This window comes from Acidithrix ferrooxidans (assembly GCF_000949295.1).
GTDB lineage: Bacteria > Actinomycetota > Acidimicrobiia > Acidimicrobiales > Acidimicrobiaceae > Acidithrix > Acidithrix ferrooxidans.
This window is the reverse complement of sequence record NZ_JXYS01000083.1, coordinates 1-15,255: the sequence shown is the minus strand read 5'-3', so window position 1 is coordinate 15,255 and position 15,255 is coordinate 1. Positions and strand designations below refer to the sequence as shown.

Genomic DNA, 15,255 nt, shown 5'->3' with positions numbered 1-15,255 from the left:
CTTCACAATGCTGACAATTATCAACTATCGAACTGCCCTATTGATCGCTTTCAAGCTGGTCTGACTACAACTCTACTTGGCCAAAAGGGCTTTTGAGTAGAGACTCAAAAGTCTTTAAAGGCGATTGACGCAAACGTTTGACCTCCATGATGAACCTCGAAGTATCGCCAATTGAGAAAATTTAGCAAAATCCCTCTAAAGTCAACCACCCCCTACCAATTGACCCAATTGTAAAAGGAATGCAATCGCGCATTTGTGGACTAACGCCATGAAAGTCAGATACCGTATCGTGATGACATGTCGAAGCTAAATCACAATGAACGATTTTCCTTGCGCCACCTTGACCTATGACGTCCAACTTCGCTCTGGATTACGCCGGATTGACTGCCTTTCAAGACAATTCCAAAATGACAAAGACCAAATTTCTATCTCTCTTTGTCATAGTTAAGAAAACGCTACGACCCAAAGATAACAACAAGACTTCACGCAGCACCTCATGATCGTTACTGGTTGCAAACTTTGAATATACATACGAGATGCACCTTCGCCTTATAAATAGAAGTAATCTGGGACAAAAGGACTAAAAGGCCAGCTAGTGCCAAGAAGACGACCACTAAAAATCAGAGGAAACAATGAACACAGGATTTAAAGCCTACGATCTCAGAAGGCAACTCAAAACCCGCCTACTGGAAGAGAAAAATCCACTTGTCCTTCCTGGTGCCGCCAATGCACTTACCGCAAAACTCATCGAGCAAATTGGATTTGACGCCGTTTATGTAAGTGGCGCCGGGATCGCAAACACTTTCCTTGGGGTGCCAGACATAGGACTTGTCACCTTCGACCAGTTGCTATCCCACGCACAGGCTATTGTGGACTCGGTGGCGATCCCAGTCGTCGTCGATTGCGACAGCGGTTTTGGCAATTCCATAAACCTGCAACGCTGCGTGAGGGCACTTGAGCGCGCCGGTGTAAGTGCAATTCAAATTGAGGATCAGACATTTCCAAAAAAATGTGGCCACTTCTCTAACAAATCAGTCATCTCCGAAGAAGAGGCCGTCATAAAGATAACGGCGGCTATCGATGCTCGAGAAGATGAAAACCTCCTGATAATCGCTCGCACTGATGCAGGAGCAAGCCTTGGCCTAGACAGTGCGATAAAAAGGGCCAAGCACTTCTATGAAGCTGGTGCTGACGTCATATTTATTGAAGCTATCACAACCATCGACCAAATCAGAAAGGTGCCAAAGCTACTCCCGGGAGTCCCACTTTTGATAAACATTGTGGAAGGCGGCAAAACCCCCATCTTGGCTTTGGACCAACTTGGAGATTATGCAATTGTCCTTTATGCAAATGCCTCATTACAAGGAGCAATAGCTGGAACCAGAGATGTACTTTCATCATTGATGAAATATGGGGAGCTCAAAACCGACAAGGTGCGAATAGCCCACTGGGACGAACGCCAACACTTAGTCGACAAAGACTTTTACGACTCACTCGAAGAGAAATACACCTTCAAAACAACAAAAGGTGCTATAAATGAATAACTACGACCCACTGATCCATGAGATTGCCTCCTATGTCGTGAGCGACTTTAGCCCATCTCAATATGCGATAGATAATGCCGCTGCGGCTCTATTGGACGCACTTGGATGCGCTCTCTTATCCCGCGAGGTGATGAAGTGCACGACGTTAATCGGAGATGATTCCGAAGCCAACTGCGGTGAGATTCGAGTGATTGGCGGTCGTAGAAGGGTAGATCCCGCAAAAGGCGCCTTCAACAACAGTGTCCTTGTGCGCTGGCTCGACTTTAATGACACCTTCCTTGGATTGGAGTGGGGACATCCATCAGATAACTTGGGCGCGATCCTAAGTGCACTAATGCTATCAAAGAAAGGCCCCCTAGCAAAAGACAAAGACGGCGTTACGATTTCTACCCTCCTCGATTCGATGATTCGGGCCTATGAGATCCAGGGGGTACTGTCACTTTCGTATTCACTAAATGCAAGCGGATACGATCACTCAACATACGTACGAATTAGCAGTACCGCCGTTGTAACCCACATCCTAGGCGGCACAATCCAAGAGGTCCAAGCTGCCATATCCCAAGCTTTTGTCGATGGAATGTCGCTGAGATGCTATCGCCATTCACCCAACACAGGATCTAGAAAGTCCTGGGCTGCACCCGATGCCAGCGCCCGAGGAGTTACGTTGGCGCTTTTGACCCTAGCTGGCGAAGAGGGCTACCCAAGCGCACTAAGTACGCCTAAATGGGGGTTCCAAGATACCTTCTGCGGTGGTGAAACTATAACTCTGGCACAGCCACTTGGGGAATATGTGATTAGAAATATCCTATTCAAAATCCCATACCCCTGCGAATACCATGCTCAAAGCGCACTAGAGGCGGCCATCGCCCTTCATGATCAAGTAAGAGACAGAATAGACGAGATAGATAAGATCTTTATCGAAACTCACGACTCCGCTCTGAAAATCATCTCCAAGACGGGTCCTCTGAACAATGAAGCGGACCGAGACCACTCATTAGAGTACATCGTTGCAGTTGGTCTTACAAAGGGGTCACTGACCTATCGCGACTATGAGAACGAATCGGCAAAAATACTCGATCTCGATGGCATTAGGGAAAAAATGGTGGTTAGTGAAAATCTAAACTTCTCGCTTGACTATCTAGACCCTACAAAGAGATCTGTAGCAAACGCAATCTCAGTCACCTTCAAAGATCACACATCGACCGATCGAATCGAAATACAATATCCACTCGGGCATCCCAAGCGCTCTAAGGACACAATGATGGAGATAGTAAAAAAGTTTCGCCAAAATGCCCAAGGTCAACTTTCGAATACCAAAATCGACCAGGTTGTCGAACTATTTAACGATAAAGATGCCCTATTGTCAACGTCTCTAGCCACTCTTTTTGACATGCTAGAGCCGTAGATCAAAATAGATCAAAATAGATCAAAGGAGTATCTGTTCGATTTATCATTGAAGGCAAAGTGTACGAAAAATACCGTCAAAAAAACACTATTACAAATGGTCTATTCGATCCCGAAACCTTCTTAAATAGTTTCACCGAAGGTACCAAAAATTAAGCCAACCGGAGCGAGTGTGAAGCATGTCTACCTAAAAATGCCGCCACAAGCTGAAAGATTGCTGCCACACAGAGCACGACCAAGATTGAAGCCGTCACACTCAAAAACCACATGAGACCGATAAGAAGCGAGATGGCGACGATACGGCCTACGTTGGTCGCTATCTCTCGAGAGAGCACATACTCGCCCCTCAGTTGCGCTGCGGACGGATCGGAAGCTATAACGTCCAAGACAACACTCGACAAAGAGACCATAAGGCCCGGATAGGCAAAGCCTGAAACGAGTCCATAAACCAACAAAATGGCGAAGTTAGCCCCAAATAATAATAAGATCAGAGCCATCCCGTATCCAAGGGCTCCAATCCACATTGTCCTGCCTCTAACTAAGGGCGGCAAGCGCCCAGCAATAACTGAACTAGCAACTCCGGCTAGCGAAGCGATTGAGACATAGATACCCTGATCACTTGAGCTGTGTGTTGCAAGTTCGACCAAAACAATCATCCCCAGATCTGCACCGCCCTGTTTGAATCCGTGAAGGGCGATTGCGATCCAAATAAAGCTCCAGCCTCTTTGGCGGGGTGGGACGATTAGAGCATGACGCATTGAAACTGCTCCAACCCCGGTGCTAGTTTGCAACTTTCGCGAGGTCCACCATGCTAGACAAAAGCTCACTAATGAAACCCCAAAGACACAGACATAGCCAAGTTCACCGCCAACACGCGAGATTATCAATCCCCCAGCCAAGGGCATCGCCACATTGAGAATGCTCATAATTGCGAAGCTCAAACCATAGTAGTGGCTTCGCTCATCTGGACTAAGGACGTCAAAAGCCAATGTGTTATTGCCAAACCAGTAGATCCCAGCAGCAGCTCCATTGAATAACCCGAGTGGCACGACCAAACCAACCGCACTTGTCCTCAGTACGATAATGAGGAGATAGAAGGCTGCCGTCAAAATTAAGCCGATCCGAAAGAGCTGCCTGGGTGAACTTTGCGGAAAAACCTTAACGATTATCCCCGATATGATAATAAGGCCGACATATCGCCCCAGCCCATAGAGGGCCATCTCATCTACGCTTCCACTGGCCACATAAAAGAACAGCGAGACAAAGACCGTCGATGTCGCAAAACCACCAAAGACAAGACCAGAGCTAGCAAGCAGGCGCTGTGCCGGCCGGCCGATCTTTAACAATGACGCTAACTTCGAATCGCTATTCTTTCCAGTCAATCGTTCTCCGGACTATATTTGTCAAATCGCAGACCTATCTCCTAGCAGATTTTATCGACAAAGTTGCACCACCTTGAACAAATCCGCCGAGGTGAGAGGCTAAAAATTCGACTCTTCCCCAAAGGGCAAACCAAATGAGTTGGCTTTCTCGAAGGCCTGCCAACTAAACACCTTAATTTTCAAGTTACAAAAACTACGATAATAAAGTGATCTTCAAAAGTGGCAACTGCGCCAAAGAGCTCTCTTCTGATTCTATCCTTGATAAACCTAACAAACCCGGAAAACGCCATTTATGAACAAAAGGCTGTTCACACACAGAGGCAGCCCCTAGTGGCACGAAGAGACTCTCTCAAGCGCCCGCTAAGGCAGTGCGATATTAAAGTCCACTTCGAAGTTGTCCAAAAGGCTAAAAAAGTCAATCAATGCGCCAACGTCGCCATCTATGATTACCTGCTTGGAACCTATAGCATCGATCATGGCAAGCTTTTGGCTAAGGACCAGATCCAGCACATGGCGATCTAATCGAATGGTAGCTGTAGCCTCGAGATCATGGCGGCCTAGGTAACTAAGCGCACTATTTTCTAACCACAGGACCCACTTCTCGCCGGTATCAGGAAAGTCCCAATTTATAGCCATATTGCGCCCCTGCGCATTTGGACCATTGAGACGGACTCCAAAAAGATCAAAGATCATATCGATAGACATCGAAGAGAGAACTTCAAAATTTGCCCCAGGTCGGGCCGTGGGAACAAATGAGACCTCCGAGCGAAGCTCTAGCGCTCCACAAAGGTAGAAGTTACGCCAGGGACCAGATTCAGCCTGATAAGCAAGCTGCTCATATGTCGAAGCAAGAAGTTGACGGGCAGCGATATTCTCTGGTTCGCTAAAGACCAAATGAGTCAAGACTTGGCTGACCCACCTATATTTTCCAAGGCCATAGTCGCGCTGTGCTCGTTCTAGTAGGGCCGCAGCTCCACCCATATATTCAACATAGGCCTCACCAGCCTCGCTTGGCGGAAGAGGATTGAGATTGGAGGGATTGCCATCAAAAAATCCTAAATATTTCTGATAGACCGCCTTAGAGTTGTGACTTAGCGTGCCATAATATCCTCGATTAGAAAACTCCTTGGCAAGGCTGTCGGGAAGCTCAAGCTTCTCAGCAATCTCCAAAGGCGTAAATCCATGATTGGCTAGGCGCATGGTCTGATCATGAATAAAGCGATAGGTATCACGCTGACACTTTAGATATTCAACCAAATCGTCCTGCCCAAAATGGGGCCAATTGTGACTGTTGAAGAGCACGTTTACCCTTCGTCCAAAGAGTTCAAGGGCTTCGTTTATGTACTTCGACCAAGCTAGGCTGTCGCGCACCTGCGCCCCTCTAGGCGTATAGACGTTATGCATAACGCCACTACAGTTCTCGGCCATACAAAGGGCTTCGAGTTCTGGGAAAAAGAGAGCCATCTCTGCTGGAGCTTCAGAGTCGGGAGTGTACTGAAATACGATCCTCACACCATCGATGGAGAGCTCCTGCCCGGTCTGCGAGATAAGAACGCTAGGAGCTACCAGACTTATATTTCCGCTGGGAACGCTCTTGCCCAGCCCACAGTCGATCTGTCCATCGGGCCCTTTATCAAGGATGTTGCCATACATATATGAAGCACGTCGCAACATCGCGTTGCCTGCGATGACATTCTCAAAGACCGCTGCCTCCATGAAACCGATCGGAGCAATGATCGGAATAGATTCTTGCGCGATCTCTTGGCGAGATGCTACCCCGCAAACGCCCATAAAATGATCCGCATGACTATGGGTGTAGATGATTGCCTTTATCGGCTTGGCCCCTAGTTCGCTCTCGACCAAAGCCATTGCCGCTCGGGCAGTCTCACTTGAGGTCAACGGATCGATAACGATCCATCCCGAATCTCCTTCGATAAAACTAATATTCGAGATATCAAAGCCCCGGACCTGATAGATACGTTCCGTTACTTTAAAAAGCCCGTAAATCCCATTCAACTTGGCTTGACGCCAGAGACTCGGATTGACAGTATCTGGCGCTTCCCCTTCAACAAACCTGTATGCATCCATGTCCCATACAATGCGTCCGATAGATTGATCGTGAAAGACCATCAACGAGTCAAGCGAGTCAATTCTTCCCCTAGTTGCCCTCTCAAAATCTCTTTGATCATCCAAACTGAGCTTGCTGGCAAATTCTTCATTTGCGCTGCGGGTAAAGTTTGACGCATAGGTTCTACCCGTCTCGCTATTTACGGACGGAACATTTGCACTCAAAATATCTCACATTCATTACTAAGTAGAAGGTAGAGCGCTTAGGACTACCCTCACAAACCTAAAACCACCAAAAATTAGGGAAAGATCTAGTTTCACCCCTTGAAAAGGTTCTCCAACCATCGAAGCCTTGATTGAATCATGAGTTTGGCGATTCGGGAGTCTGGAGCAAATCCATCACATGCATGAAAGCCACCAGGCCAAACGTGCAACTCAGCGACTCCTCCATGGGCCCAGATTCTCATTGCGTAATTGACGTCTTCGTCTCGGAAAACCTCAGCAGAGCCTACCTCGATGTAAGTTGCTGGTAAATTTCCCAAATCGCTTGCGCGTCCAGGTGCTGCATAGATCGAGACCTCATCACTACCCCTTCGATCGCCAAGAAGGGCATTCCACCCGGTATCGTTGCTACCTCGATCCCAAATCCCAATTCCGTCAATTTGGTGGCTCGAAATCGTCTCGTTCCGATCATCTAGCATCGGATAGAGCAGTAGCTGTCCACAAAGCTTCGGACCGGACCTATCGCGAGCCATAAGTGCGACACCAGCTGCCAATCCACCACCGGCGCTCCCACCAGCAACCAACAGTCGATCCGGGTCAAAACCCAGCTCAGAGGCGTTATGGGCCATCCAGGTTAACCCGGCATAGCAGTCATGAACAGGCGCTGGATCTGGGTTTTCCGGAGCAAGTCTGTATTCAACGGTTATGGCAATAGCATCGAAGTGCTCAACAAAATCCAAAACATTGCCTATTCCTACAAATCGATCTCCTATGACCATTCCGCCACCGTGAATATAAAAGATGCCAGGTCCTCCGGGGATGTGATCGCTCCTTGAAAAAATTGTCACAAGAACCTCTGGATCGCCGTTAAATCCGGGCACCAAAGTTTCAGTGAACACAACGCTTCGATCGACTAGAAGGTCTTCGATCGGAACAGACATTGGGTTTGCGCGAAAGATCGGAATCATTTCGGGAGTAATTGTGGATGGGATCAAATCACCTGCGGCTGCCAGTGCGGCTGCCAGCTCTGGATCAAAAGGTGGCGCCGGATGCGAGAGGTCACTCAAATTAGCCTGCTTTCTAAATACCCGTTAAATCAAATCAGCGACCACTATAGCCCTCGGAAATCCTTGAGTCATTTGATAATTGACTCTTGCGAAAAATTCTTTCCAAAAAGTAGAGGATTCGCTTGTACTATCCCTAGAGATCCTGACAAAAAGCTACTGCGTGCTATGTACCTACACCCAAGAATTAGGTATATGTACATAGCGAATTTACCTGAAAAGCCTCAATGACAATTGAAGACTTGAATGTGCCCGACAAGATCGGCCATCAGGGTCTTTGGACAAAAAAGAATTTCCAAATTCGCTAACAAGAATCGTCGGAGTCCTAAGATTTAATCAGGTCGCCTTGGGTAACGGCGAGAACTCGTACCACCAAGGATTCAAGGAGAACCCGATGGGCATCTCCATTCAGGCCTTCGCCATGGACCCTTTTATGCAGATCCACCAAAGCCCCATCTCCATATAAGCGGCTCTCCAGATAAGGCACTAGCAGGCATTCAGAGAAGTCATCTTTGTCGAATTGACTCGCCTTATGAGCCTTACTTACAAAATATGCCAACGCTCCCAAGTCAGTCTGGATTGCGTTCTTTGATGGAGACCTGCGAGAATAGTCTTTAAACCAATTGCCTACCATGTCACCGGCCATCGGTCGCGCAAAGTAATACCCTTGTCCATAAGGAGCACCAAGGAATTTGGCAGCCTCAACCATACCAAGATCTTCCAACCCTTCCATAACTACGTCACGCCCGAAATCTCGCCCCAGATTGATCAACATCTCCATCAGGCTAAGTGTCTGTAGTGGCGACTTGTATAGCTGATTTAGGACCTCGCGATCCACCTTGATAGTTGCAAATGGCAATGTGGAAAGACGAAGCAAACTTCCATAACCAGACCCCAAGTCGTCGATTGCCAACTTCACGCCCATCTCGACCAGGCGCGCAATCGATTTATTTTGTGAATCCTCAGAGATCTCTTGAGTCTCAAGAAGCTCTAGATATAAACGACCAGCATCCACCCCCCTATGCTCTAGAGCACCTTGAACCCAGTTTGGACATTCCTCGTCCGATAGAACCGAAGGGGGAAGATTGACCGAAATGTCAAACTTCATACCCAAGCTGTCCCATTCCTTGAGGCGATCGAGGGTCTGGTCCAAACCTTGACGAAAGAGACGATCCAGTTCCACTCCACCTAGTAGCCCTAAAAAACCATCGGGATCGATAATCGTCCCGTCGTCGGTCTTCAACCTGGCGAGAGCCTCGAACTTCTCGACTTCGCCAGTAGCAAGATTCACAATTGGCTGCATATACATCTGCAGGCCACCGGAAAATAGCGTCTGACGGTATTTGAATCCAATCTCATTCCCAACGACTCGTAAAGCGTTTAAATTACATTTTCGATGTAACTCGCCGATTCGAACCTGGATGCCCTGGACGAATGGAGATAGTGCCTTGGAAGCAAACTGATTTGGAAAAGCTCCATAGATCTCCACAAGAGAGACTATCCGTTTATTTTCATCAAATATCGGAACAAATGTAACACACCTAATCGCCCCACCCCGAGCCTTTTTCGTACCCTCTCCTAATGGAACCAGAGCTTGAGCGTTCGAAGTCGTGACAATCGTCTCGGTATGCCACGATCGAGACAGTAACTCTCTTTCGCCCATAAACCTAAATAGATTAGCGTGAAGGGATCCGCTATCGCCTTTGGATTCATCGTGATTTTGGGCAGAGGCTAGCACCTCAAGGCGAAACTCCCCTTCGGAGTCCAATTTCCAAAGCGCTACGCCAACTATTCCCGGAAGACCGCTTAGCCTTTCGAGTTCAGAATCACGAATAATATTCCATTCAGTGTAGTCATTGGAAATTTCCCTACTGAGGAATAGGCGGTACGAACCGATCGTCTCTTCCATCGAACGCAATTGCACCTGTGCATCTTCGTGAAGTCGCATCTCAGAGGCTAATAACAGACGATACCGATCACGTGAATCAAATGGAGCGACTCCTAAATGTCCATTAAGTAGGCTACGGTACATCGAAACTGACCTCATCAAGGTAGAGCTATCGCTTCCAATCAATGCATGGACCCCTCCAATCCTTTTGGCTGACTCTTCAATATCCAAACGCGTCGTCTTAGGTGAAAGCAAAAATTGAAGATGGCTAGCTTGGATCTTCTTTAGAGCATGCATCTCCTCGACGGTTAATGTAGAAAATATCGAATTCGCATCACTCTCTTGAAGCAAACCACCATAAAACTCTTCCACAAATTCAGTAGCTGCTACCTCAATATATCTGTGAGCTCTTTCTAAGAGTCCAACGATTTCACTGCCGTAAGTGGGGTCATCGTCGTTTTCATCATCTGTCCCCCCAGCCATTCGCCACCACGAGTGCCGCGAACCTTTTGCCTCTTTGGAACGATAGAGAGACAGATCGGCTTTGCGCATAAGCATATCGCCATCTCGAGCCTCAAATGGGTAGAGCGCAACCCCAAGGCTCATGGCAAGATTGACAAAGCACCCAGGCGATACCTCAAATGGAGCTTCTACGGCCTCATGAAGACGCGCCATAATAGCGTCCAAATTCTCCTTGAGTCGCGTACGATCAATACCTCGAAAAACGACTACAAACTCGTCACCACCGAGTCGTGCAACCAAATCATCATCGCGCAACCTCATCTGAATTCGACGGGCAAACTCCCTTAAAACGACATCTCCGGCATGATGGCCCCAGCAATCATTTACGAGCTTGAAATCATCGAGGTCAAGCATGCCAACACCGACCGTTGATTCAACTATTTCAGCCTTTTCGAGTGCATCTTCAAGAAATACTTCCAACCGCAGGCGATTAGCCAACCCGGTCAGTGGATCATGCAGTGCTAGATGCTCAATTTGACGATGCATCCGATGTTCCCTATTCACCCTATCAACTCGCTCAAGGCCATTAGAGAGGCTCTTAGCAACTTCATTCAATAACTCACTAAATTGATCCTGTCTGAAGGTGCTAGGAGAATCCAGAATCAATAGCGACCCCCACTGTTGCCCATCACGGCTTATAGGCACACTAAAGACATCTTGTTCGAATGGCTTTTGGCCATTTGAATGCTTTGGGTCGACCTCGATCTCCCAATTGGAGGTTCTATTGAGTTGTCCATCCCCAACGGTCAATTGGTCATCTAGAGAACTGCCTCTTTCGATGAACGTGGACGAAGCGAGGTCAAGAAATCTCAGATATTGCCCCGTTCCTGAAGATCCGGCCCTAGCGACGACCTCGACACCATTTTCATTGGCTTCAGCAACGATAAGAGCTGACTTCATGCCAAGAATATCAACCACCAAACTACACACCTGACCTAGTAATTCCGCCTCGTCGTTGGCCCTTACCACGGCAGAATTCACCTCGGCTAAAAGGCGCGTTAGCAAAACCAGTCTCTTGCTCTTTTGAATCTCTTCTTCGAGTTTGAGGTTTAACTCCATCACCTCGAAGGTACGCCACCCCAAAGTGTCGTTTAGCGCACTTACAGAGTCTACGAGAAGGTCCTTGGCGGAATTTTCCCGATCCGTTGAGAGGTCTCCCTCGCCATTGCCTTCTTGGCAATCGCGAATCTGGCGTGTCATACGGGAATCCACCTCCATAATATGATGCAGGAGCCATTGCGCTAAAAACGAGGTGAGATTCAGAATCACCTCACGGGGATTAATTTGCGCGAAGTCTTGGGCCCGCTCAAGAAATTGAACAAAATTACGATGGGCCTGCATATGAGACCTGCAGTCTTCATCTGGCAAACGAAACCGGACCATAAGTTCTTCCTCAGCGCCAAAGTGGTACCGAGTGTATTCAACAAGCCGCACCAAAATCTCTTTTAGCTCCGCGTAATAGGAAGATCTCTCAAGGCATGCTGCAAGCTCATTGAAGATAGCCACCAACCGCATATGCTGATCATCAACTATATCTAGCCCGCATAACAGCTGTTTGCTCCAAAGAAGCTGACCAGATATGTATCCATCCCGAACATTTATTCCATCGGAGTTTGAGTCATCATTTGACCGGCTCCTACTATCCAAACTCAACGCACCCCTCCCTGCTAATTGGGGTTATGGGCATCTCCGCTAACTTCATTTAAATCCAATTCAACGCCGCACCACTCTACTGCAAAGAACTTAACCAACAATGCCACTGCCTTCTCCTAAGTAACTATCGTCAACGAAGCACCCATGCCTAAACCTATCTCATGCTTAGTAAGGCTAATTCTTGCACATAAATCATCTCAAGTCTTCAAAAGAAACTATTAAGTATTGCGAAACCGACGATGTCAAAAAGATGGGCCCAGCTCCCCAGCTCCCCAGCTCCCCAGCTCCCCAGCTCCCCAGCTCCCCAGTGATCAAGGCGTACCAATTTTCAAGTCACCCAAGTTGACCTTGATGAAGAACCATAATTCTGCCCAAACAAGGTTTCAAATCCCACGACAAACGGTGAGAAACCGCCCTATCACGAAGAAGAAAATTTCTCAGGTTTAGGACCAAATCCCTAACGGCTGACTCGTGCTTGGCTCAAAGATCTACAACTAGGAGGTTTTAGCGCGAGAAAAATCCTATCAATTCCCCCAAAGCGCCTCAACCATAAATCTCCTACAACCACCAAGGCGACAGCACGGGGCAAATCAACACAATGTTCCTCAATACAAGCAAGGAATTTCCCAAGACTAATCATGAAGTGGATTTCTTATTATCGAATCTAATGTGGCGCGAGTGGGATTCTATATTTTTAGTATTCAATTAATTTTTATGAGTATTTCCGAAAGAGATACACCCATTCAAAGATATCTCTGACCAACCGACTCTGGCTTGGTAATGCAATTTTATATGGTGTTAGGTTTGACTCACTTTCAATATCCACGGTGGATTAGAATCATAAAATGAGCAATAGATCTTGGTGGGGATGGGGAAACAGTGACGAGGGTCTCTCCAAGGCAGCCCGAAACCAAGTCACCCAGATGCTCATTGCTTCCTTTGGCGCGGACTCGATGAATCGCCAAGATCCAACCGAGATTGGAGAGATCCATCTTCGCAAGCCCCGGGTTGAATTGGCCAGTTCAATTACGATACCTTCGCGAAACGACCCTCTAAGTCGTATTACTCATTCATACGGAAAGAGCTACAAAGATCTTATACGAGGCTTCCGCGGCCAGTACGAAAATCCGCCCGATATAGTTTCATACCCACGAAACGAAAACGAGATTGTACAACTCCTCGATTGGGCTGAAAGCTGTGAGGTAGCCGTAATACCCTTTGGAGGAGGTAGCTCCGTCACAGGAGGCGTCGAACCCAGCACCGAGGGAAGGTTCAAACGCACCTTGGTTATTGACATGTCATCGATGAACAAAGTACTTGAGATCGACTTAGAATCCAGATCGGCAAAGATTCAAGCCGGCATCTTTGGTCCAAAGTTAGAAGACGAGTTGCGTCCAAACGGGCTAACATTACGGCACTTTCCCCAGTCATTTGAGTTTTCAACTTTAGGTGGATGGATTGCCACACGGGCGGGTGGCCACTATGCAACTCTTTACACCCACATAGATGACTTCGTAGAGGCCATCGACCTCATCACACCAGCCGGCCGACTCTCCACTCTAAGATTCCCTGCTAGTGGCGCGGGACCACAACCCGAAAGGCTCATACTGGGCTCTGAAGGCGCCTTTGGGATAATAACCCAGGCATGGATGCGCCTTCAAGATCGTCCCCAATTTAAATCGGTAGAGTCAGCATCATTCTCGCGCTTCGAAGACGCAATATCAGCGCTGAAACAACTTTCACAGAGCGGTTTAAATCCGTCGAATCTTCGACTGCTCGACCCAATCGAAGCTGCAATTTCAATCGGAGACTCCTCTGGAGATACAATTGTCTTAGTTGGATTCGAGTCAAAAGACCTACCGACACAAGGCTTAATGAGCCAAGCGACAGAGATTCTGGCATCTCACACCGGCAAATTCCAAAAGCCAACCTCTGCCTCATCAACCTCTGCGAATCTATGGAAGCAATCATTCCTAAAGGCACCTTACCTCAGGGATCATCTAATCTCACTCGGCATTATGGTTGAGACCTTTGAGACCGCATGCACATGGAGCAACTTCGACAACCTTCGCTCCAAAGTTACCATCGAAGTTAAAAAAGCATTGGATGCAATCTGTGGCGGAGGCTACGTTAGCATGCGCATCACCCACGTCTATCCAGATGGGCCAGCTCCATACTTCACCGTCATAGCCCCAGCAAAGACGAATAGCGAAATAGCACAATGGGAAGAGATAAAGTCGGTAGCCAGTGAAGCAATCCTTGCAAGTTGCGGTACTATCACTCACCACCACAGCGTTGGTCGCGACCATCAATCATACTATCTAAGACAAATACCGACCTTATTCGAACAGAGTTTACGGGCGATGAAAGATAGGCTCGATCCAAAAGGAATCATGAACCCAGGAGTGCTTATCCCTGATCATAGCCTCGCTATTTAGCCTGAATCCACAGAAATGGACCAGCTTGAGCCCCTCGGTGTGAATCCAAGTCGGTTTTTTGGAACTGATTTAGGTTTGACGGAGGGTCTATGGCTTAAATCTGGTTTCAGAGTGCCAAATATGACCTATTCGCTTTGTGGTTGAGCCTGTTTGGTCATTTTTGAGATTCTGAAATCTCATTTTGGGTATAGTGACCTAATCCCTTGTCTTCTAGAGCAGTTCCTTCAAGTAATATTCAGTGTGTTAGGTAACCAGATGTTCAGGTGATGGCGATCTCAAACATACTTATCAAGTTTCGTAAGCAAGAGCCATTTTGGAATCAGATTCGCGGAGTAGCGGATGTGGAGACGCAAACACACATGTATTGAGAAGTCGCTCTACCAAGGACATTTCAAAGTGCCTTCGGTTGAATCGGTATGCGAATTCCTCGAGGTAAAGTTGCTTATGTTCCTCACGTCCGTGGTATGTTCCGTCGATAAATTTCTTGCAGTTCCCTATCAGGATGTTGAGCCATTTGAATGTTACATGTGCTTGTTCGTCTTTGGATAGAGTGATCGAATGCGCTAGTCCAAGGTCTCGAGCACATACCCCGTAACTTGGGTTACCATCACTTATCAGCTTGGTATCGGAATCTAAACGTCTCATAAAAACATCTTTGAATGATTTAGCAGTGGTATCTTTGATTACTTCCATGAAGCAATGAGTAGGAGCACCATTGCTAATCGACACTCCAATTAGGACATTGGTTTGTTTTGTTCCCTTTCCTCTTCTGCCTTCGCCATGGCTCTCACCACCTAAAAAGAACTCATCTACCTGGACGTTTCCTCCAAGTTTATATAAACCATTTCGGTCAGCCATTGCTTTTCGTAGCTTATTTAGCATCAACCAGCCAGTCGAATAAGATACTTGAACGAATTTAGCAATGGTAGTAGCCGAAAGACCACGCTTGTCGTTGGACAATAGATAGATAGCGGAGAACCACTTGGATAAAGAGATATGGCTTCGATGGAAGATGGTTCCGGAGGTAACGCTAGTTTGACGGTGACAAGATTTACATTGAAAAAGTGGAGC

Annotated in this window: 8 protein-coding genes; 3 read left to right on the top strand and 5 right to left on the bottom strand. The window is 47.3% G+C overall.

Going from position 1 to position 15,255, the window contains the following annotated elements:
• The first annotated feature begins 632 nt into the window (after positions 1–632).
• Both AXFE_RS13055 and AXFE_RS13050 read left to right on the top strand, forming a co-directional pair.
• The gene (locus AXFE_RS13055; protein WP_052606404.1) at positions 633–1,544 is read left to right on the top strand and encodes an isocitrate lyase/PEP mutase family protein; all 912 of its coding nucleotides are present in this window, start codon (positions 633–635) and stop codon (positions 1,542–1,544) included.
• A complete protein-coding gene (locus tag AXFE_RS13050; protein ID WP_052606403.1) occupies positions 1,537–2,949 on the top strand; it encodes a bifunctional 2-methylcitrate dehydratase/aconitate hydratase in 1,413 nt (470 codons plus the stop codon). Before AXFE_RS13055 ends, AXFE_RS13050 begins: the two co-directional genes overlap by 8 nt.
• Positions 2,950–3,100: 151 nt before the next feature.
• Here AXFE_RS13050 and AXFE_RS13045 read toward each other — a convergent pair whose 3' ends face one another.
• The 4 genes from AXFE_RS13045 to AXFE_RS13030 form a co-directional block, all read right to left on the bottom strand.
• Positions 3,101–4,330 (bottom strand): MFS transporter, encoded by a 1,230-nt coding sequence (locus AXFE_RS13045; RefSeq protein ID WP_052606402.1) that lies wholly within the window; start codon positions 4,328–4,330, stop codon positions 3,101–3,103.
• 360 nt (positions 4,331–4,690) lie between these two features.
• Entirely contained in the window at positions 4,691–6,622 is a 1,932-nt protein-coding gene (locus tag AXFE_RS13040) for an alkyl/aryl-sulfatase (RefSeq protein ID WP_052606401.1), read from the bottom strand.
• A 92-nt stretch (positions 6,623–6,714) separates the two neighbouring features.
• Positions 6,715–7,686: an alpha/beta hydrolase gene (locus AXFE_RS13035; protein WP_052606400.1), complete on the bottom strand. Its 972-nt coding sequence runs from the start codon at positions 7,684–7,686 to the stop codon at positions 6,715–6,717.
• A gap of 322 nt (positions 7,687–8,008) precedes the next feature.
• Positions 8,009–11,746 (bottom strand): bacteriohemerythrin, encoded by a 3,738-nt coding sequence (locus AXFE_RS13030; protein ID WP_082058742.1) that lies wholly within the window; start codon positions 11,744–11,746, stop codon positions 8,009–8,011.
• Positions 11,747–12,591: 845 nt separating this feature from the next.
• On the opposite strand from AXFE_RS13030, the gene AXFE_RS13025 reads away from it, so the two are divergent.
• On the top strand, positions 12,592–14,184 hold the full coding sequence (locus tag AXFE_RS13025; protein ID WP_052606398.1) for an FAD-binding oxidoreductase: 1,593 nt from the start codon (positions 12,592–12,594) through the stop codon (positions 14,182–14,184).
• Positions 14,185–14,472: 288 nt separating this feature from the next.
• On the opposite strand, the gene AXFE_RS13020 is transcribed toward AXFE_RS13025, so the two are convergent.
• Positions 14,473–15,255, bottom strand: a 783-nt coding sequence (locus AXFE_RS13020) for an IS1595-like element ISAxf1 family transposase (RefSeq protein ID WP_052606397.1), incomplete at its 5' end; no start/stop codon positions are given.

Bases quoted from the DNA above. Each gene is read 5' to 3' on its own strand.
- AXFE_RS13050 (WP_052606403.1), top strand. From the start codon at position 1,537: ATGAATAACTACGACCCACTGATCCATGAGATTGCCTCCTATGTCGTG.
- AXFE_RS13055 (WP_052606404.1), top strand. From the start codon at position 633: ATGAACACAGGATTTAAAGCCTACGATCTCAGAAGGCAACTCAAAACC.
- AXFE_RS13025 (WP_052606398.1), top strand. From the start codon at position 12,592: ATGAGCAATAGATCTTGGTGGGGATGGGGAAACAGTGACGAGGGTCTC.